Source organism: Mycobacterium sp. 1245111.1, assembly GCF_001673405.1.
Classification (GTDB): Bacteria; Actinomycetota; Actinomycetes; order Mycobacteriales; family Mycobacteriaceae; genus Mycobacterium.
In genome coordinates, this window is record NZ_LZLV01000153.1 from 70,407 (window position 1) to 90,248 (window position 19,842).

Consider the following 19,842-nt stretch of genomic DNA (forward strand, 5'->3'; position numbering starts at 1 on the left):
CCGGTCAGCTCTGAGTGGCGGCCGAAATTTTCGCTCCCAGGCCGCTACGCCGGTGCATCGGCTCGCGGCCCGGCGGCTGCGGCGGCCGCGGTAGCAGCGGCTCGCGCTCCTGAATCGCGACGGTCAACGGCTCATTGCTGTTGAGCACCAGGTCCTCGCCGGCATGCCGCATCTTCAACTCGCCGTCGGGCCCGTCCCGCAACGTGTAGGTGACATCCTTGTGGGTCACCGAGACCGTCAGCCGGTATTCCTGCCAATTCAATCGGAAACACAAGCGCGAGAAGCTATCCGGCAGCTGCGGGTCCAGTGAGAGCACGCCTTCATCGTCGCGCAGGCCGCCGAAGCCGTTGACCAGGGCCATCCACGCGCCGGCCAACGACGCCATATGCAGGCCGTCGCGGGTGTTGGAGTGCAGGTCGTGCAGGTCAATCAGCGCCGCCTCGAAGGCGTAGTCGTGCGCGAGCTCCAGGTGGCCGACCTCGGCACACATCACCGCCTGGGTGCACGCCGACAGCGACGAGTCGCGGACCATCCGCCGCTCGTAATAGTCGACGTTGCGCGCCTTTTGCTCCGGAGTGAACGCGTGACTCTGCCACTGCATCGCCAACACCAGGTCGGCCTGCTTGATCACCTGCGCGGGGTAGAGCCGCACGTAGGGTTCGTGAAGCAGCAGCGGATACTGATTCCTGTTTTCGAAGTCCCACTCGGCGAAGGTGGTGAAGCCTTCGCATTGCTGATGCACGCCGAGCTCTTCGTCGTAGGGGACGTTGGCCGCGTTCGCCGCGTTACGCCAGGCAGCCGTCTCCTCGGTGGTCACACCGAACGTGCGGGCCTGCTCCGGATGGCGGGCGCATGCGGCAGCGGCGACCTGAAGATTGTGTGCCGCCATCAGATTCGTGAAGACGTTGTCGCGCACGATCGCCGTGTACTCGTCGGGACCGGTGACCCCGTCGATGTGCCACACGCCGTGCCGGTCGTGATGGCCGAGCGAGCGCCACAGCCGAGCCGTCTCAATCAGCACCTCGAGCCCGCACTCGATTTCCAGCGACTGGTCGCCGGTAACGATGCGATACCGCTCGAACGCCATCGCGATGTCGGCGTTGATGTGGAAGGCCGCGGTTCCCGCCGGCCAGTAACCCGAGCATTCCTGACCGCGAATCGTCCGCCATGGGAATGCCGCACCTTCAAGGCCGAGTTCGACCGCGCGATCCCTGGCCAGATCCAGCGTCGACGCCCGCCAGCGCAGAGAGTCAGCGGCCGCGTGCGGCAACGTGTAGGTAAGGACGGGTAGAACGTATCCCTCACTGTCCCAAAAGATGTGGCCGTCGTAGCCGGTGCCGGTGAGCCCCTTACTCGGAATGCCGCGGCCTTCGGCACGTGCACTCGCCTGCACCAGGTGAAAGAGCCCGAACCGCACGGCCTGCTGGATCACCGGGTCGCCCTCGACCTCGACGTCGGCGTTGTCCCAGAAGTTGTCGAGGTATTCGCGTTGTGCCTCGAGCAACCCCTTCCATCCGGCGTAGCGGGCGCCGGCGAGCGCACCCGCGGCCTGGTCGCGCAGTGCGGGCCGGGAGCGCAGGCTCGACCATCCGTAGGCCAGGTACTTCACGATGCGCAGACGCTGGCCCGGGCGCAGCCCGCAGATCACGGTGGTGCGGGCCAGATCTGGGCGAGCTTCGGTCTGTACCTCGACGCGCCCCGGGACCTCGATCTCGTGATCCATCGCGGCCGACATCATCAGCCCGCTGGCCCGGGTGCGGTGCATCAGCACCGCGCGGTTGTCGGTGACCTCATGATCGACCGCCTCCAGCGGCTGGTCCAGCACCGCGGCGACCCGGGGGTCGCTCGAGGTCTCCGGCTGGTCCTCGTTGCTGACGAGCTCGGATTGCACTGTGACACGGATGAATTCGTCGACGGCCTCGACTATGTACTCGATCGCGGCGACGCTGCGATGGGCGAGCGACACCAGCCGGGTCGACGTCACTTTCACCTGCCGGCCCGCGGGCGAACGCCACTGCACGCGGCGCTCCAGCGTTCCAGCCCTCATATCGAGAATCCGCTCGTGGTCGATCAATTGGCCGTAGCGGACGTCGAACAGCTCGTCGTTGACCATGAGGCGAAACACTTTGCCATTGCTGACGTCTACGACGGTCTGACCGGCTTCGGGATAACCGAACCCGCCCTCCGCGTACGGCAACGGCCGGACTTCGTAGAACGAATTCAGGTAGGTGCCCGGCAGTCCGTGCGGCTCACCTTCGTCGAAGTTGCCGCGTAATCCGATGTGCCCGTTGGAAAGAGCGAAAAGCGACTCAGACTGAGCCAACATATTCAAGTCGAGCTTGGTTTCCCGGACGTGCCAGGGTTCGACGGGGAAGGCGTCTTCGTTGATCATCTATGCCTCCTGAATCAGATCGCCGAGGTCGGTGACCACGACATCGGCTCCGTGGCTGCGCAATTCGTCGGCCTGGCCCACCCGGTCGACACCGACGACGTAGCCGAAGTCGCCGGCGCGACCGGCCTCCACCCCGGAGAGCGCGTCTTCGAACACCGCGGCTTCGGCGGCGGGAACGTTGAGCAATTGCGCGGCGCGCAGGAAAGAGTCGGGGGCCGGCTTGCCCGCGATGTGCTCCTCGCGCAGCGTCACACCGTCGACGCGCTGCTGGATGTACTTCTCGAGCCCGGTGATCTCCAGCACCTCGCGGGTATTGGCACTCGACGACACCACCGCGGTGGCCAACCCGGCGGCGGCCACCTTTTCCAGGTAGCGCCGCGACCCTTCGAACACCTTGACGCCGTCCTTGTGCAGCGTCTCCTGGAAGGCGTCGTTTTTGCGGGTGCCCAGGCCGTAGACGGTGTTCTTGTCGCCGGAGTCGTCGGGGGCACCGTCGGGCAGCTCGATGCCGCGGCTGGCCAAAAACGAACGCACACCGTCTTCGCGCTTCTTGCCGTCGACGTATTTCAGGTAGTCGTCGACCGGGTCGAATGGCACGAACGGCTGGCCACTCTGCTCGGCATGCTGCTTCAGGAAGGCATCGAACATCACCTTCCAGGCCTTGGTGTGCACGCTTGCAGTGTCGGTGAGCACACCGTCGAGATCGAACAGGCAAGCGTGGACGGCGTCCGGTAGACCCAGCAAGGCGGGCCTCCCTTCTTGGTGACTACGGCCGGGGATGGTTTCTGCCGTGAGCAGTTATTACCTCACCATGCCCGATGCTGGTTCGCCAGCCGTTCCACTGGCCGAGTGTTTTCCCGGCGTTCGTTTGCCCGACCTTGCGTCGAGCCGTCAGGTCGACGGTGTGCCAGTGAACACCCCTTCGGCCAATCGCAGCCACGCCTCGCGGAACCGCTGGGCGTCCATGTTGCCGGGCGTTCGCCCGACTAGCAATTGCGCGATCGGCAGGTACGCCAGGGCTGCGACCAACACCGTGGCGGTCGCCTCGGGGTCGTCGGCCAGCGCGACGCCGGCGTCCTTGGCCGCCGTCAGCGCACGTCCCATTCGCTGGTAGGCGGTGCTGGCTGCCGCCGACCACAGGTCGTCGATCATGTCTTCGATCGCCTCGGGCTCACGGAACATCACCCGCAGCAATTGTGAGTTGGAGTCGATGCTGGCCCAGATCTGCTCGGCGCCTTGGCGCAACGCTCCTCGAGTGTCTGTTGGGCGCGTCCGGTTGTAGTCGTCACGCATGGCGCCCATCTGCTCCACCTGGCGGCGGGTCGCTTCCTGGAGCAGCGCCTTTTTCGACGGGAAATGCTTGTACAGCGCGCCGGATCCGGGCGAGAGCCCGCACGCCTGCTGGATGTCGGCGATCGACGTGGAGGCATACCCCTGACGGGCGAACAGCGCCATGGCCGCTTCCAGCAGACGTTCGCGCGTGCTGGCATCAGCGGAAGTCATGGGCGTGACCGTACCTTGGCCCTGACCAGCGCTTGCGATGAGTGGGCAGACCCATCAGCTCGCGGCCCACTCAGCTCGCGGCGCTGTCCACCGCCTGCAACGGCGCCCCGCTGATCACCCGGCTGCGCTGGCCGTGGATGTCGACCGGCACGTCGCCCTGCACGGTGACACGGTTCATCAGCCGGTACTGGTCGTCGTAGTCGTCGACGGCTCGGTGTTGGGTGGCACGGTTGTCCCAGACGGCGACGTCACCGGCTTCCCAATTCCATCGAACTGTGTTCTCCGGCATGGTGATTCGGCGTTGGAGCAATTCGAGCAGGGTGTGCGACTCGTAGCTGTCCAGTCCGACGAATCCGCGGACGAAGTTGCCGGCCACCAAGGTGCGTTCGCCGGTCTCGGGATGCACCCGCACGACGGGATGCTCGGTGCGGAAGTCGATCTTCTCGAAGCGGGCCCGGAAGGACGCCTGGTGGTCGGTCTGCGCCTCGGGCGGCGCGATGTAGTCGAACCGGTTGCTGTGCAACGCCCAGAGATTGTCGGCGAGGTGCTTGAGGGAGTTTGGCAGCTCCGCGTAGGCCGCGGCGGTGTTGGTCCACAGCGTCGATCCGCCGTAACTCGGCAGGGCGACGGCGCGCAGCACCGATGCGGCCGGGTAGTTCGCGACGAACGTGACGTCGGTGTGCCAGCGATTCGCCTTGCCGTACTCCGAGCTGATCGGCGTGATGACCGGCATATTCTCCTGCTGCACCGCGGGATGGGCGATAGGTGTTCCGATGCGTGACGCGAAGGCGTGCTGCCCGGCGTCGTCCAGGTGGTGTTGGCCTTTGAAGAAGATCACCTTGTGTCGTAGTAGCGCCTTGCGGATGTCTGCGACGGTGCTGGCGTCGAGATCGCCGGAGAGCCGCACGCCGTCGATGCGGGCGCCGGTCCGGCTGCCCAACTGGGTCACGGTCATCGCCATGGGAGATCCTTTCAACCTTGTCTGTAGTCACTTGACTACAGAGCGATGAAAGTGAGTGTAGACATATGACTACGGCAAGGTCAAGCGCGGACCGGCTATCTGTGCGGCGGCCCTAGCCGATCGCGCGGGCGACGCCCTGGATAGCGCGGAGCCGGCCGTCGGACAGGGCGGCCGTGAGGTTCTGGGCTTTCCGCGCAAAATCGGAGACGAAGGCCTGCAGTCCGAGCGGGCTGGGCGGCAGCGCCAAGAGTGCTTGCATCAACGTGGCCGCCTGGTCGGTCAAGTCGTTCCACTGGGCGATCGCAAACCCGGCCGACTCGACGACCCTGCGCAGTTCCTCTGGAGTGGCCAGGTGGCTGACCCCTGAGCCGTCAGCCCACGGCAACGGGTAGTCGAGTTCGCCGGGATTCCCAATTGTGATGTCCCACAAGGCAAGCCGGCCCTCGCTGCCCAGCACTCGGCGCACTTCGCGATAGAGGCTGGGCTTGTCCGCGATGTTCATCTGGACATGTTGGCTCACCACCACGTCGAAAGTTGCATCGGCGAAGGGTAATTCGGTGACATCTGCTTGCTGGACCGAAATCAGTTCGTCCAACCCGACAAGTCCGTTCAGCCAACGTGCCGTTTCGCAATACTCCTCGGTCAGATCGACAGCCGTGACTTGGCACCCACGCTGGCCGGCGACAAAGCGAGCAGTTCCGCCGATGCCGCTGCCGGCGTCGAGCACCTGGTCGTCACGTGAAATGCCCACCAGATCCACCAATTGGCTCGTCGCAATACGACCCATCGTGTGGAAGTCCTCCAGCATCGCGAGGTCTGCCGGCTGAAGCTGGTCTAGGTCTTTGCCGGCGGCGACGAGGGCGTGCTCAATGTTGCTCTGAGACAGGCCAGTCGAATACTGCGCCGGGATTTGGCTGTTGGTCATCATTGGATTTCCTTCTCTCGTTGGGTCATTCGAGCGCTTGCGGGAGGATGCGCGTCATGGCGCTTACTCGACGCGGACCGAGGACACATCCACGGTGATGATCGCGAGGCGTTGGTCGGCGACGCCGTCGTCCCCGCTCCGGTAAATCCGGCGGCGGGTCGGGAAGACGAACTCGTCGAAAGTCTTGTGGTCGTCGGTGTAGTGCGCGACGGGAGCATTGCCGGTCGCATCGGCGGCGTAGTCCATCCGACGCAGCATGAAGTTGTCGTCGTAGTAGAAGACCTGATCGGCGTTGTGGTTAGGCATGTCCGGCGGAAAGTGCACGGCGAGGCGCCGCCAGGTTTCGTCACCCTCCCACCACGGCTGGATTTCGTCGACCTGCACGCCGGGGTAGGTCAGGCTGAACGGCTGGGTGAAGTAGTTCCAGTTTGCGCAGCTGGTGAAGTACGCGATGTGGATCGCATCCCACGTGGTGGTCTGCAGGTCAAACGGGGGAAAGCTCGGCCGCGGGTCGTCGCGCTCCTCAACGACTTTCCCGCCGGCAGTGTGAATGGTCAGCCGTTCCGGATCCACGTCGAACACCGCGCGCTGATCAGGCCCGGGAAAAGGTGTCGTCGTGATGTGTTCGCGGTGGGCGGCCATCGCGACCGTCAGCGTGGGCGCGAGGTCCGGCCAGCCTCGCGGGGCCCAGAACGGCCCTCCGACCGTGATCTCGGCGGTGACCGCGCTGACGCGGTCCCAGTTCGCCAGCCCGCCGTGGGCTTCCAGCACATCGTCGAGAAGCTCGCTGCTCATCGTTATCTCCTTAATGATTGGGGGTTAGACAGGCGTGGAAATGGAACGCTTGATGAGATCGGCAACCTCAACGGGTTGATCCCATTGGGGCCAGTGGGATGCGCGATCGATCAGGTGTACTTCGGAATTCGTGAACAGGTCGCAGATGTGTTGTGCCACAGCAGGGGTCAGATTCGGATCGTCGCGGCCGAAAATCACCGATACCGGCACTTGGAGCGGCTGCAGCCGGCCCGATGCGATCACGGCATCCTGCCGGTCGAGGGCCGCGCGGAGACCGCCGGTCCATGAACGGATTTCGGCGAGGGCATCTGGTTGGCCGGTGTCGCCGAAAAATTGCGGCACGACAGAGGTCACGCCGATGCCGTCGGGGGGAAGGCTTCCGTCGAGGCCGAAGCGGCGGCCGGTGTAGGCCAACAGCCACAGCCGCTGGTCGGGGTCGTCGACGAGAGCGTCGGTCAACGGTGTCAACGCGGGATCGGCCATCAGAGCGATCATTTCGGGTAACCGAAGGTTCGGCCTCCGCCCGAAGTAAGTGTTCAGCAGCACCAGCCCTGCGACGCGTTCCGGGTGGGCCAAGGCGAACTCGATGGCTTCGGGTCCCGATGCGTCGTGTCCGACCAGCACCGCCTGCTCGAGTTCTAGGGCGTCGCAGACGGCCAAAAGCTCTCGCTGACGGCTGATGGTGCTCGATTTTCCCGAGGGGCGCCGGCTTGATCGCCCGTAGCCGATCCAGTCGAATGTCACCACCCGCTGTGGGTCGAGCGGACCGATGAGCCGGTCGTAGATACGCGAGTCGTCGGGAAAGCCGTGCATCGCCACGATCGCCGGAGGGCGGCCGGGGTGGTCCCGTACGTACAACCTCCCACCGTCGCAGTCGAGCAGCCGTTCGATGGGTTCATTCATGGTGCTGGCGTTCGAGTTCGCTGGGCACCGGCAGCCCCAGCAGCGCCAGCAGCTCGGCGACCTTGGCGTCGAGCAGGAGGCCAACCTCGGCGATGCGGGGATCTCCAAAGCTGGCGAACCGTGTCGAGGGTTGGTCGATGCTGAAATGGGTTGCGCCGGCTGCATCCTCATAGATCGCGGTGCGAAGCGGGGCGTAGAGCATGACCGCCGGATTGTGGCGGTACATCCTCTCCACGACCACGTTGTTGCCCATCATGTAGGTCATCACTCGGGTCTCGTGCCCGAGTAGCCGCATCATCGGTGTCGGGTCCAAAGACCAAAACCGGGCAAACGTATGCGGCGTGTGTTCCGCGGTGTAGCGCACCACTTCGTCCAGGTCGCCCCGGTCGAGCAGGGCTCTCAGGTCATCTGAACCGATATCGGGAACGATTTCCTCGTAGTGCCGGCACAGATCGTCGAAGCCACTGTCGGAGTCGCTGACCAGACGATTGACCTGGTGGACGACGACGCGGGCGCCGGTCGGGCCGGCAACAGATTGAGTCACGGATCGCCTTTCCTCACGTGGCCGATTACTTGAGCTTGAATCTAAACCTAGTAGATAACTTTTTCAAGCAGAAGTTTGATAAAGAAGTGTGCGCTGGTAATATGGCTGGCATGGCAGGCCGCAAGAGCTACAACCAGAACTGCCCGGTCGCCAAGGGGCTCGACATCCTCGGCGAGCGGTGGACGATGCTGATCCTGCGGGAGTTGTTCGGAGGCCCGCGTCGCTACAGCGACCTGCGTGCGGAGTTGCCGGGTATTGCGACCAATCTGCTTGCCGAGCGCCTCAAGGAGCTACAGGACGCCGGGCTCGTCGACCGAGCCGAGTTGCCGCCCCCGGTCGCGCGCACGGTCTACAGCCTCAGCGATGTGGGCTGGCAGCGAGTCCCATGCGTCCTGCAGAGCATCGCCTGGCTCGGCTTGGATCGCCTGGACTTGATCGACGGTGGGCCGGTGACGCCGTTGACGGGGTTTCTCGCCGGGTTCGTGGTCCCGTTCAACGCGGTGAAAGCCGCGAACGTGACTGGGGACTACCGCGTCGACATCGACGGTCGCCGTTTCGAATTCGCGCTGAATCACGGTCAGCTCGCCGCGGCACGCCGCCAACCTGACGTGACGGTCACGGCGAGCGCCGACGATCTCGCGACCGCCCGGTTGGGGGCCACCGACGCCAAGCGCAAAGCAGCGCTGAAGCGCATCGTCTTCGATGGTGAAGCCGACGCCGTCGACGCGCTGCGCGCGGCGTTTTCGCTGTAGGCCGATCACGCCTGTAGCGCGTTGATCCATTTCTCGAGGCGTCGGGCCTCATGAGCCATGAGTTCCGGCTGCGCCAACGCGTTGGTCAGTACCGCACTGCCCTCGTAGGAGATGACGAGTTGAAGCGCCAAGTCGCGGGCGTCGCGGCGACCCATGGCGTGGAATTGCTGCTCGGCCCAGTCCAGCTCAATATTCGATTCGCCCGACGGCGTCGACAAGCTCACCGGTGACCTGGGCGGCTTGGTCAATGATACCGACAAGCTGGATATCCTGATGCCGCAAGTGATTTCGTTGCTGCCACCGATCATGGACGCGACATCGGCCATGCGGACGACGCCACGCAGCAGAACGCGTCCGCGATGGGGCCAGGCGTTCGATGCGGCGAAAAAACGACGGTTCCTTCTACCTGCCGCCGGAAGTGTTCGACAACCCCGACTTCAAACGCGGCCTGACGGGTTCCTGTCGCCCGACGGCAGGGCGGCGCGTTTCATCATCACCCACGACGGGGATCCCGCAACGCCCGAAGGCATCTCGCACGTCGACGCGATCAAACGGGCCGCGCGTCGGCCGCGACGACACCGCGCTGTGCCGCGTGATCTCGCTGGAGCCGCCGAGGCGGGTGCGCTGGCTGCAGCACGGCCCCCGGCTACCTGTTGTGTCGGTCGAGTTCCAGCTCGCTCTCGACGCCGAAGGTGGCCCCGGGACATGGGTGAACCACACCAGGACCTGGCTTCAACCCGGCCAGCCACTAAGCTGACGGGCATGGCCGAACCTGCTGACCCGAACGCGGCCGGATCACCACCCCGCCCCGTACTGGTCGTCGATTACGGCGCGCAATACGCCCAGTTGATCGCCCGCCGGGTTCGTGAGGCCCGGGTGTTCTCGGAGGTCATTCCGCACACCGCCTCGGTCGACGAGATCAAGGCCCGCGATCCGCTGGCGGTGGTGCTCTCCGGCGGACCCGCGAGTGTGTACGCCGACGGCGCACCGCAACTCGACCCTGCGCTGTTCGACCTGGGCGTGCCGGTGTTCGGCATCTGCTACGGATTTCAGGCGATGGCGCAGGCGCTCGGTGGCACCGTCGCGCGAACCGGCACCAGCGAATACGGCCGCACCGAGCTGAAAGTCGTTGGCGGCGAGTTGCATTCCGACCTTCCCGACACCCAGCCGGTGTGGATGAGTCACGGCGACGCCGTCACCTCAGCGCCCGACGGCTTCGAGGTGATCGCCACCAGTGCGGGCGCCCCGGTGGCCGGATTCGAGAACCGGTCGCGGCGTCTGGCCGGGGTGCAGTACCACCCGGAGGTGTTGCACAGCCCGCACGGACAGCAGGTGCTGACACGCTTCTTGCACGAGTTCGCCGGCATCGCCCCGGACTGGACGCCGGCGGGCATCGCCGAGGCCTTGATCGAGCAGGTACGCGCTCAGGTCGGCAACGGCCACGCGATCTGCGGGCTGTCGGGCGGGGTCGATTCGGCGGTGGCCGCGGCGCTGGTGCAGCGGGCCATCGGCGATCGGCTGACGTGTGTGTTCGTCGACCACGGTCTGCTGCGCGCGGGCGAACGCGCACAAGTCCAGCGCGATTTCGTCGCGGCCACCGGCGCCAACCTGATCACGGTCGACGCCGAGGCAACCTTCCTCGAGGCGCTGTCCGGGGTGACCAACCCGGAAGGCAAGCGCAAGATCATCGGCCGGCAGTTCATCCGTGCGTTCGAGGGCGCTGTCCGGGATGCGTTGGGGGACAACGAGACTGAAACCGAGTTCCTGGTGCAGGGAACGCTGTATCCCGACGTGGTGGAATCCGGCGGGGGTACCGGCGCGGCCAACATCAAGAGCCATCACAACGTCGGCGGCCTGCCCGACGACCTGAAGTTCAAACTCGTCGAGCCGCTGCGACTGCTGTTCAAGGACGAGGTGCGCGCCGTCGGCCGCGAGTTGGGCCTGCCCGAGGAAATCGTTGCGCGCCAACCATTTCCGGGTCCGGGCCTGGCGATCCGCATTGTCGGAGAAGTCACCGCGGCCCGCCTGGAGACCCTACGCCGGGCTGACTCGATCGCGCGCGAGGAGTTGACCGCGGCCGGCCTGGACCAGCAGGTCTGGCAGTGCCCGGTGGTGCTGCTCGCCGACGTCCGGTCGGTGGGCGTGCAGGGGGATGGGCGGACGTACGGGCACCCGATCGTGCTGCGGCCGGTGTCCAGCGAAGACGCCATGACCGCCGACTGGACGCGGGTGCCCTACGACGTGCTGGAGCGAATCTCGACCCGGATCACCAACGAGGTGGCCGAGGTCAACCGCGTGGTGCTCGACGTGACGAGCAAGCCGCCCGGCACCATCGAATGGGAATAGCTCACCTCGACGAGTCGACCTGGTCGGGGGAGTAGCCGATGACGGGCAGTGAGTCGCCGTATACGTCGAGGGTGTGCAGGAAGCGATGCAGTCCCATCGTTCCGGCGCAAGTGAATCCGAGCTCGACGATTTGCGCGGCGGTGAAGTGCTCGCCCAGCCGCCGGTAGAACTCGTCGTCGATCGAGTGGTGATCGCTCGACAATAAGTCGAGGAATTCCACGGCAATTCGTTCTTGCGGTGTCAAGGCGTCGTGCTGCGGGGCAAGCAGACACGCAACATCTTCGTCGGTGATCGAGGCGTGCTTGCGTGATTGGCTGCAGGGCTCGCACTCGCCCAGTTGGGCACTGCGGATGCGCAACAGCTCGAGTATCCGGCCGCCGAGCAGCGTGCCGGAGCCGAGGTGGGTCCTGGCCATGTTGACCTGTTCGAGCTGCGCGCTGCGATACGCGAAGATCTGCAGGGGAACTGGGGTGGCATAGAGCCCGGCCGCCACGCCGGCCTCGACGATTTCGCGGGAGTGCGAGCTGAGCTTGTCCATCGGGATTGGCGCTATACGCGGCATGATTCAGGCTAGCTTTCTTCTAGTGTCGGCGAAAAGAATCGGCGCTGGACACCGGCGATTAGCCGCTCAGCTACTCGGGCCGAGCACATACGCGTCAGTTTCCGGGTGGTGGTACCAGCCGCCGGCCGCGTGGGTGCCGCCGTCGACGTGGATGGTCTGTCCGGTGATGTAACTGGACATCTCGGACGCGAGAAACACTGCGGCGCCGGCCATCTCGTCGACATGGCCGGCGCGGCCCATCGGGACAGTGCGGCCGAACCGCTCTTCGGAGCCCGGGGGCGCGATGTTCATGATCCCCTCGGTCAGGGTGATGTCGGGTGCCAGGGCGTTGACCCGAATGCGATGCGATGCGAGTTCGAGTGCCGCCGTTTTGGTGTAGTTGATCACGCCGGCCTTGGCCGCCGCGTAGGTCGCGTAACCCGGTGCGGCGCGGACACCTTCGATCGAGGTGACGTTGATAATGCTGCCCGCCAGGTTTCGCTCGACGAGGCCACGCGCCACCCGCTGGGTGCACAAGTAGACGTGGCGCAGATTCGATTTGTACAGCGCGTCCCAGCCGTTCTCGGTGGTGTCGAGGATTCCGGACCAGAAGACCCCGCCGGCGTTGTTGACCAGGATCGTGACCGGCCCGAGCTCGGCCGTGGTCTGCGCGAGCGCAGCGTCGACCGCCGCGTTGTCCCGGACGTCGGCGTGGATGCCGAGCGCGCCGATCTCGTCGGCGGCCGACGCGCAGGATTCGGCGTCGCGTTCCCAGATCGACACCTTCGCGCCGAACGCCTTGAGTCCCGCGGCGATCCCACGGCCGATGCCGGCCCCGCCACCGGTGACCACTGCGACGCGGTCGTTCAGATAGATGCTTGCCGGATCCAGCGCCATGGACTAAGCATAGAGTAATAGCACGTCGTTCGTTACAAAAAATACCGCAGTTGTCTCATCTGTAAGGAGCCCGGCATGACCAGCACGATCTTCGTCACCGGCGCCACTGGTCAGACCGGCGGAAATGTCTGCGAGCAACTGATCGAGCGTGGCGACCACGTCCGCGCCCTGGTTCGAAACCCCGACGAGGCCACGGCGCTGAGCGACATCGGCGTCGAGTTGATCAAGGGCGACATCAGCGATGCCGACGACGTGTCGCGCGCGGCCAAGGGCGCCGAGGCGGCCATCCACTGCGCGGCACTGCTCGGCGGGGCCAGTCAGGACCTCGACGACTTCAAGGCCGTCAACATGGTCGGCACCGCCAACGTGCTCGACGCGGGGAAGCGTCTGGGTATGCGGCGGGTCGTGGCGCTGAGCACGGCGACGTTCTTGAATTTGAGTACCGGCCTCGATTTCGAAGAAGCCCCGGTCCTGGAGAACCCGCCGAGCGATCCCTATACGGTCACCAAGCTGGCCGCCTTCCAGGAAGTGCACCGGCGCGCCACCGCGGGCGACGACGTGCTGACCTGTCACCCCGGCGCCATCTTCGGGCCTGCCCCGGTCGTCGAACGCGCTTTGCACCGCACCAGCTTCAACAGGGTGTTGCTGGCCGGTATGCGCGGAAAGATCAAGCGCTACCTGGCTTTTCCGATGACGTGGGTGTCGGGAAAGGACGTCGCGAAAGGTTCGATCGCGGCTCTGGACCGAGGGATGGCCGGCGAGCGCTACCTGTTGGTCGGTCAGCCGGGTGACACGCTGAGCACCGCCGCGGGCATCAACCGGGCCTGCGAGATCGCCGGGATCGACCACCGCGTCGAGGATCTCGACTACCGCTCCGACCCGCAGGCGTTGACGGCCGAGTTCGGGCCCACCCTGATGGCCATCGCGGAAGCCGCGGCCAAAGACGTGCGCACGCCCAGGACCCGTGACAACCTGACCGCCCGCCGGCTTGGCTATGACCCGATGTCGTTCGACGACGGCCTGCGGCTGCTGATCCCGTGGCTGCGCGAGCTTGGCCGCCTCGACCCGGTGCTCGCGTGAATTCTCCCGTGCGGCAAGGCTTCACCCCAGAGTACGGCGATCTGGCCGATCGGATACTCGATGCGACTCGACGTCTCCTCGTGACGGCCGGCGCACGCAAACTGTCGATGTCCGACGTGGCCACGCTGGCCGGAGTGTCCAGGCCGACCATCTATCGGTACTTCGCGTCCAAAGAGGACCTGATCGATGCGCTCGGAGCCCAAGAGCGACGGCGATTCGATGCCGCAATGGAACGGGCGATGACCGGAGTCACCGGCGTCGCGCGGTTGGAGGCCGCGGTCGACGTGGTGGTGAGTTTCGTGGCGGATCAGCCGCCGGGACGTCAGCTCGACCTGGACCCAGGCTTCGCGCTGGAACAGATGGCTCAGGCACTGCCGATGATCACCAAGGGATTGACGGCGGTCGTGCAGCAGTGCGCTCGTGAGAACGGCATCGATGCCGCGGTGAGTGCTCATGGTCTCGCCGGTGCGATCGCGCGGGTCGCGCTGAGCCACTACCTGTTCCCCGATACCGATTCGACGGCGATGCGCCGACAGATCCGTGCGGCGGCCGGCCTCCCGGATTCGCCGTAAGTTAGCTGGCAGCTGCCTGCGGCACGCATCCGCTTGACCTTGTCGGTGGGTGGGTATTGACTGGTGGGGTTCGAACATACATTCGAACATCAGCAGTAACACCCGTACCGCAGGAGTGGGCCATGACGGCGATGCTTGCTTCCGAACAGCCGCATCTTAACCGTGCTGAACAGCTGAAACAGCTGCGTCGGCAGATGGCGGCGGTATCGGGGAAGATCGGCTCTTCTCGGCGTGGCCATGCCCATGTGGACGACCTGCTGCCGGCTTCGGAAACCAGGCTTGCCGTTCCGCAGTGGCTGGCGGAGGTGTTGCCGGATGCGTTGCCACGAGGGGCGGTCGCGGTGCTGTCGGGTGCCCGGTCGTTACCGCTGAGCATGGTGGCCGCGGTGACGGCCGGCGGCGGGAATGCGGCCATCGTCGGCCAACCGGATGTCGGCCTGCTCGCCGCGGTGGAAATGGGCGCCGACCTGAGCCGGCTTGCGGTGATCCCGGACCCCGGGACCGACCCGGTGGAGGTGGCCGCGGTGCTCATGGACGGGATGGACCTGATCGTGCTGGCACTGGGCGGGCGCTCGGTGCCGATGACGCGGGCCCGGGCCGTGGTGGCCCGGGCCCAGCAGAAAGGCTGCACGCTGCTGGTCACCGACGGCGACTGGCAGGGTGCAGCGATACGGCTGAAGGCTCGGGTCAGTGGTTACGAAACCACCTCGGAGAGGCCGGGTTTCGGGCGGATCAGCAAGGTGCGGCTCGAGGTGTGCGCGGCGGGTCGCGCGCCTGGGCTCAGGCGCTGGGCCCAGTCGGGGTGAATGTGGCGTCCCGGGTGTTGGCGATTTGGTGCATGGACTGGCCCGCGGTCGCCGCCGCGGCGGCCGCGGGACTGCCGGCGACGTCCCCGGTCGCCGTCACGCTGGCCAACCGGGTGATCGCCTGCTCGTCGGCCGCCCGGTCGGTGGGCGTACGCCGAGGGCTGCGGCGGCGTGAGGCGTCGGCCCGCTGTCCGCAACTGCATGTCGTGGCCGCCGACCCCGACCGCGACGCCCGCTTCTTCGAAGGGGTCGTCGCGGCGGTGGACGACCTGGTGCCCCGCGCCGAGGTGCTACGGCCCGGGCTGGTGGTCATGCCGGTCCGCGGGGCGGCCCGGTTTTTCGGGTCCGAACAGCAGGTCGCCGAGCGGTTGACCGACGCGGTGGCCGCGGCCGGCGCCGAGTGCCAGGTCGGCATCGCCGATCAGCTGCCGACCGCGGTCTTCGCCGCGCGGGCGGGCCGGGTCGTAACGCCGGGGGAGGATGCGCGGTTTCTGTCGTCGCTGTCGATCCGCCAACTCGCCACCGAGCCCAGCCTGTCCGGCCCGGGGCGGGCCGATCTGGCAGATCTGTTGTGGCGGATGGGTATTCGCACGATCGGACAGTTCGCGGCGCTATCGCGGACGGATGTTGCCTCCCGGTTCGGGGCCGACGCGGTGACCGCGCACCGGTTCGCCTGCGGCGAGCCGGAGCGTGGGCCCTCGGGGCGTGAGCCGCCGGCCGAGCTCGATGCGGTGCTGCAGTGCGATCCGCCGATCGACCGGGTCGACGCCGCGGCATTCGCCGGGCGTTCGTTGGCCAGCGCGTTGCATCAGACGTTGCTTGCCGCCGGGGTGGGCTGCACCCGGCTGGCTGTCCATGCCGTGACCGCCAATGGTGAAGAGCTGACCCGGGTTTGGCGATGCGCCGAGCCGTTGACCGAGGACGCCACCGCCGACCGGGTGCGTTGGCAGCTGGACGGTTGGCTGAACACCCGGATCGTCGTGGATCGGCCCACCGCGCCGGTGGTTCAGTTACGGCTGCAGGCGGTGGAGGTGGTGTCGGCGGGGGCGCTGCAGTTGCCGCTGTGGGGTGGCCTCGGTGAAGAGGACAGGATGCGGGCCCGACGAGCGCTGGTCCGGGTGCAGGGTCTGCTGGGCCCGGAGGCGGTACAGGTGCCGACGCTGTCCGGCGGTCGCGGGCCGGCCGAACGCATCACGTTGACCCCGCTGGGCGACGAGCCGGTGCCGCTCGCCGACCCGAATCGGCCGTGGCCCGGTCAGCTGCCGGAACCGTCGCCGACGGTGCTACTCGACGATCCGGTGGAACTGCTTGATGTCCAAGGCAATTCGATACGGGTGACCAGTCGCGGATTGTTCTCCGCCGACCCGGCGCGGCTGACCGCCCGCGGCCGCGACAACCGTCTGCATTGGTGGGCCGGCCCGTGGCCGGTCGACGAACGGTGGTGGGATCCGGATCGTGCTGGTGGTCGGACGGCTCGGGTGCAGGTGCTGCTCGAGGGCGAGCGACCGGCCGATCCCGGTACCGCGCTACTGCTCTGCTATCGGCAACGGAGGTGGTACCTGGAGGGAATCTACGAGTAAGAATGCGCGTCGCCGGCCCACCGCGCCCGGGTACGATCAGGCTCAATCCACCAGCGGCCAAGGGGAAGACGCGTCTTGTCTGACACCGAAGACGGCGACGAGAAGCCGGTCGTCGACAACGAGAACACGACCGTCGTCGAGGACAAGCCACCGTCCGTCTGGCAGCGACTCACGCTGAAACAACTGCGCTGGACGGCCGTTGCCGTCGTCCTCGTCCTCACAGCGGCGTTCGGCGGACTGAAGACCGCTCACCACGTCACGCCTATCTCATTGGGGCAGACATACAACGCTGGAGCGCTGCTCGTCACCCCGCGTTCGGTCTCGGTCACCGATCACTGGGTAGGGCTGCCGCGTCTGGCGCCGGAATGTCGCTATCTGGTGTTGCGGGTGACGATTCAGAACACTGCACACGAGTCCGTTCCATTCCCCCTCCAGGGCGGGTTTTCAGGCGAGGTCGGCCATTGCGCACCCCACCGTCCGGCCGATCCGGAGTTGTTCGGGCTTACCGGTATCGCCAACCAATTCGGGGCGACCTTCCGGGGCAAGGTATCTATTGCCGTCCCCTCCATCGACGCCGGATTCACCGATGACTACTCGGTGATTTGGGCGGTGTCTCGTGCCGAACTGAGTCACCACCCCGAGATGACGATCCGTATCCACAAGATGAGCTCGTTCATCTCCACGTTCGTCCTCGCTCACCGATGGGTCGGCGACGACGATCATTTCGCCGAATTGCGCATCTCAAATCTGGAGTCGTCATGACCGATCGGAAAGCTGTGCTGCCGGCGGCTCGCGGTCTATTGGCTGTTGCATTGCTGCTCACCGCGGGGGTGATGTGGTCGTGGCTGCCGACAAAGTTGCAGTCCTGGGCCCCGATAGACGTCCACGGGACGGTCGGGCAGCGGGTTGTCGGTCGCAACATCGTCGTGACCGTCCACCGCGCCTATCTAGCACACGAGGTGGCCGCGAAGGGCGCCAACGGACTGAACAGGCTCCCATCCAAAGGTGTGTGGCTCGTCATGTTACTCACCTATGAGCCGGCGACGACACCGCAATCGCCGCGCTTCGACCTGCTCGCCGACGGAAACACCTTCAACACCAACCTGTCCGGGTTTCACAGCGTGGTGCAGCCGGACATGCCGGAGAGTGGCCCGCTGACGTTCGAACTGCCGAAAGCGCCCAAGAACGCGACGCTGTTGGTCAGCAATGCTCTCTCCGAAAGCAGCATGGCGACAATGGACTTCAGACCACTCGATTCCAGAATCGCCGTCGACGTGCCGCTAGCCGGCGTAGTCCCCGCAGTGTCGCTGAACCTCGACGAACTGGCCGACCAGTGAGTTCGTGGATTCGCCGCAACGGGCGCGCTCTCGTGATCAGCGTCCTGGTGGTCGTTTTGATCGGAATCACGATCACTCGTCCGGCCTGGCAAGACAACATCGGCTACCTGCGCCCCAAATACACTGTGCCATGGGGGCATTCGATCGTCATCGCCGATACACGATGGCAACTGGCATCGGTGACAGCGCCGACCCGTCGTGAGTTGAGCAAATACTCGTCGGTCATGCCGAAAGACCCTTACGACCTTCCGCCGAACAGCCGGCTGGCGACCTATCTGCTGCGACGCACCAAAGACGGTAAGCCGGCCAGCGTTCCGGCGGGTTACGAGTTCTGCGTTGCGACGGTGAACTCCGGTGAGCGCCAATGGACCAAGGAATCCTACGCGCTCGGCATCACCGAGTGGCAACTCCACGGTGGCGTCTCCGCGATTTGTTCGCCCCGCCACACCGAACCTCTGCTGGTGGCAATTGTTGTCCCGAAGGACATCAAACTGACCTCGGTTGACGTTCGGTTCCTGCCCGAGTCGTGGGACAACAAGAAGGAAATATCCAAGCCCACCGACCTACTCGTGGTCCGCTTCGACACGGGTTGATTCCTCGCGGGCTTTCTCGGCGCGCACCTGGTCGACGCAGAACCAATAGGATGCCGCGACCAGTGAAATGCGAAGCGGATCGACCACTGCGCCGATCAACGCCCGAATGAGTTGATCGTAGGTCTGCCACCACGGCCAGTCATGCGGCCCGATGAGCAACGCCACCCCCCGCCACAGGTAACCGTCGGTGACCTTCATATCCCAGTAAGCGCCGTTCGGCGCCAAGAGCACCAATCCGGTATACGCGAGTACGAAAAACGCCATCGGCAACGCGCCGCCATGCAGAATCAATCGCCAGGCATCCGCGATCGGTCCGAACCGCCCCAACTGCGAGCGAGCGAACTCCGTGGCGCGCCTACGGATCTCAGTCGGCACCCGTTGCCAGCGAGGCTGCGCCGCGCGTTGGCCTCGTTTGATCACCGTCTCGAACACTGCCGCAGTTCGCTCACCCAGCAACACTCGCCGCGCGTTCGCCCAGGTCGGGGTCAGCGGCGTTCCGTAGACCACCGAGCCGATGGCTAGCCAGGCGAAAGCCAACGCCACCACCGACGCGACAGCGCCCAGCAGCATGCCGGCGGCGTTCCACCAGTGCGCCAGCCACGCGGCGTGGGCGAACAACTGGTCACGAACACCGCTGAACCACACCATGATTTGCCGCTCCCGGACCCAGCGGGGAGATCCGAACAGGACGACCGATGATGCCTTGATCGCGAAATACAGCCAGACCACTTCCAGATAGGCGGCGACGATCATGGTCCACCGCGGCAGTCGATCACGAAAGCGGGTCAAGAGTTGCCGTAGTGTGAACGCGACCAGAATCGCGATCCACAACTTGCCGGTGACGTCGGAGCTGTAAATCTCCCTGGCCGCCGCGTGCTTCCAGTCGTTGAGCAGCGTGTGGGCCACGCTGGTGACGTAAATGTAGTAGTCCTCGACGATCAGCTTCCACACGGTGTAGATGACCAGGAACGGCAGAATGGCCGTCATCACTACCTCGAAGACACCCTTGGCTTGCTGGTCGTCGGTTTCGACCCCCTGCAATCCCGGTGTGACGGAGCGGATTACCAAGAACATGGCCAAATACGTCAGCAACCGCACCAGCGGCGCGAGTGGAAGGACCAGGCTTCCCCAGAAGTCGCCGTGGCTCAGGCCAATGTGGATGGCCAGATGCAATGCCCAGTACCTGAGGAACCAGCCGATGAGGTAGATCGCGACCAGCCAGGGCCAGGTTTGCCACCACAGACCGACCGTCCGCCGCACGATTGTGAGCACCGCACCTCCCAGGGGTTCAGGATAGCCGTCGCTCGCCTCCGAA

At 65.6% G+C, this 19,842-nt stretch carries 21 protein-coding genes and 1 pseudogene; 10 read left to right on the forward strand and 12 right to left on the reverse strand.

All coding sequences use genetic code 11. From position 1 onward, the window contains the following. Positions 1 to 4: 4 nt before the first annotated feature. The 8 genes from A5658_RS25675 to A5658_RS25710 form a co-directional block, all read right to left on the reverse strand. The gene (locus tag A5658_RS25675) at positions 5 to 2,392 is read right to left on the reverse strand and encodes a glycoside hydrolase family 65 protein (protein ID WP_067342077.1); all 2,388 of its coding nucleotides are present in this window, start codon (positions 2,390 to 2,392) and stop codon (positions 5 to 7) included. Continuing rightward, the gene (locus tag A5658_RS25680; RefSeq protein ID WP_067342079.1) at positions 2,393 to 3,136 is read right to left on the reverse strand and encodes a beta-phosphoglucomutase family hydrolase; all 744 of its coding nucleotides are present in this window, start codon (positions 3,134 to 3,136) and stop codon (positions 2,393 to 2,395) included. Positions 3,137 to 3,283: 147 nt separating this feature from the next. Further along, positions 3,284 to 3,895 carry a TetR/AcrR family transcriptional regulator gene (locus A5658_RS25685; protein WP_067342081.1) on the reverse strand — a complete coding sequence of 204 codons (612 nt, stop codon included), beginning with the start codon at positions 3,893 to 3,895 and terminating at the stop codon, positions 3,284 to 3,286. 70 nt (positions 3,896 to 3,965) lie between these two features. Further along, complete coding sequence (locus A5658_RS25690; RefSeq protein ID WP_067342082.1) at positions 3,966 to 4,856, reverse strand: TauD/TfdA family dioxygenase; 891 nt, start codon at positions 4,854 to 4,856, stop codon at positions 3,966 to 3,968. A gap of 112 nt (positions 4,857 to 4,968) precedes the next feature. Beyond that, complete coding sequence (locus A5658_RS25695; protein WP_067342258.1) at positions 4,969 to 5,781, reverse strand: class I SAM-dependent methyltransferase; 813 nt, start codon at positions 5,779 to 5,781, stop codon at positions 4,969 to 4,971. A 63-nt stretch (positions 5,782 to 5,844) separates the two neighbouring features. Next, complete coding sequence (locus A5658_RS25700) at positions 5,845 to 6,576, reverse strand: hypothetical protein (RefSeq protein WP_067342083.1); 732 nt, start codon at positions 6,574 to 6,576, stop codon at positions 5,845 to 5,847. 24 nt (positions 6,577 to 6,600) lie between these two features. Next, positions 6,601 to 7,479: an alpha/beta fold hydrolase gene (locus tag A5658_RS25705; RefSeq protein WP_067342085.1), complete on the reverse strand. Its 879-nt coding sequence runs from the start codon at positions 7,477 to 7,479 to the stop codon at positions 6,601 to 6,603. Beyond that, positions 7,472 to 8,023: a DUF302 domain-containing protein gene (locus A5658_RS25710; RefSeq protein ID WP_082993423.1), complete on the reverse strand. Its 552-nt coding sequence runs from the start codon at positions 8,021 to 8,023 to the stop codon at positions 7,472 to 7,474. Before A5658_RS25710 ends, A5658_RS25705 begins: the two co-directional genes overlap by 8 nt. A 110-nt stretch (positions 8,024 to 8,133) precedes the next feature. Here A5658_RS25710 and A5658_RS25715 point away from each other — a divergent pair, with 110 nt between their 5' ends. After that, on the forward strand, positions 8,134 to 8,775 hold the full coding sequence (locus tag A5658_RS25715; protein ID WP_067342087.1) for a helix-turn-helix domain-containing protein: 642 nt from the start codon (positions 8,134 to 8,136) through the stop codon (positions 8,773 to 8,775). A 5-nt stretch (positions 8,776 to 8,780) separates the two neighbouring features. On the opposite strand, the gene A5658_RS29020 is transcribed toward A5658_RS25715, so the two are convergent. Next, a complete protein-coding gene (locus A5658_RS29020; protein WP_067342089.1) occupies positions 8,781 to 9,101 on the reverse strand; it encodes a hypothetical protein in 321 nt (106 codons plus the stop codon). 37 nt (positions 9,102 to 9,138) lie between these two features. Between A5658_RS29020 and A5658_RS29025 the strand changes: the two are divergent. Both A5658_RS29025 and guaA read left to right on the forward strand, forming a co-directional pair. Beyond that, positions 9,139 to 9,336, forward strand: a pseudogene (locus tag A5658_RS29025) (MMPL family transporter); the annotation flags it as partial. A gap of 201 nt (positions 9,337 to 9,537) precedes the next feature. Then, positions 9,538 to 11,121 carry a glutamine-hydrolyzing GMP synthase gene (gene guaA, locus A5658_RS25725; RefSeq protein ID WP_067342090.1) on the forward strand — a complete coding sequence of 528 codons (1,584 nt, stop codon included), beginning with the start codon at positions 9,538 to 9,540 and terminating at the stop codon, positions 11,119 to 11,121. Position 11,122: 1 nt separating this feature from the next. On the opposite strand, the gene A5658_RS25730 is transcribed toward guaA, so the two are convergent. Together A5658_RS25730 and A5658_RS25735 are read right to left on the reverse strand one after the other, a co-directional pair. Continuing rightward, positions 11,123 to 11,659, reverse strand: a complete 537-nt coding sequence (locus A5658_RS25730; RefSeq protein ID WP_231997447.1) for a carboxymuconolactone decarboxylase family protein — start codon at positions 11,657 to 11,659, stop codon at positions 11,123 to 11,125. 90 nt (positions 11,660 to 11,749) lie between these two features. After that, positions 11,750 to 12,559, reverse strand: coding sequence for an SDR family NAD(P)-dependent oxidoreductase (locus A5658_RS25735; RefSeq protein WP_067342093.1), 810 nt, complete (start codon positions 12,557 to 12,559; stop codon positions 11,750 to 11,752). A 75-nt stretch (positions 12,560 to 12,634) separates the two neighbouring features. Between A5658_RS25735 and A5658_RS25740 the strand changes: the two genes are divergently transcribed. From A5658_RS25740 to A5658_RS25770, 7 genes are all read left to right on the forward strand, one after another. Further along, complete coding sequence (locus A5658_RS25740) at positions 12,635 to 13,639, forward strand: NAD-dependent epimerase/dehydratase family protein (RefSeq protein WP_067342094.1); 1,005 nt, start codon at positions 12,635 to 12,637, stop codon at positions 13,637 to 13,639. Continuing rightward, on the forward strand, positions 13,636 to 14,211 hold the full coding sequence (locus A5658_RS25745) for a TetR/AcrR family transcriptional regulator (RefSeq protein ID WP_067342095.1): 576 nt from the start codon (positions 13,636 to 13,638) through the stop codon (positions 14,209 to 14,211). The genes A5658_RS25740 and A5658_RS25745 overlap by 4 nt, the downstream gene beginning before the upstream one ends. Before the next feature lie 122 nt (positions 14,212 to 14,333). After that, the gene (locus A5658_RS25750) at positions 14,334 to 15,017 is read left to right on the forward strand and encodes a hypothetical protein (RefSeq protein ID WP_082993425.1); all 684 of its coding nucleotides are present in this window, start codon (positions 14,334 to 14,336) and stop codon (positions 15,015 to 15,017) included. Positions 15,018 to 15,049: 32 nt separating this feature from the next. Continuing rightward, a complete protein-coding gene (locus tag A5658_RS25755; protein WP_067342264.1) occupies positions 15,050 to 16,597 on the forward strand; it encodes a DNA polymerase in 1,548 nt (515 codons plus the stop codon). Positions 16,598 to 16,672: 75 nt separating this feature from the next. Then, a complete protein-coding gene (locus A5658_RS25760) occupies positions 16,673 to 17,359 on the forward strand; it encodes a hypothetical protein (RefSeq protein WP_067342096.1) in 687 nt (228 codons plus the stop codon). Next, positions 17,356 to 17,934, forward strand: coding sequence for a hypothetical protein (locus tag A5658_RS25765; RefSeq protein ID WP_067342098.1), 579 nt, complete (start codon positions 17,356 to 17,358; stop codon positions 17,932 to 17,934). The genes A5658_RS25760 and A5658_RS25765 overlap by 4 nt, the downstream gene beginning before the upstream one ends. Further along, complete coding sequence (locus A5658_RS25770) at positions 17,931 to 18,527, forward strand: hypothetical protein (protein ID WP_067342101.1); 597 nt, start codon at positions 17,931 to 17,933, stop codon at positions 18,525 to 18,527. Before A5658_RS25765 ends, A5658_RS25770 begins: the two co-directional genes overlap by 4 nt. Here the strand turns inward: A5658_RS25770 and A5658_RS25775 are convergent. Next, complete coding sequence (locus A5658_RS25775) at positions 18,498 to 19,799, reverse strand: hypothetical protein (RefSeq protein WP_067342103.1); 1,302 nt, start codon at positions 19,797 to 19,799, stop codon at positions 18,498 to 18,500. The two genes, A5658_RS25770 and A5658_RS25775, sit on opposite strands and share 30 nt — an antisense overlap. Between the last annotated feature and the right edge of the window lie 43 nt (positions 19,800 to 19,842).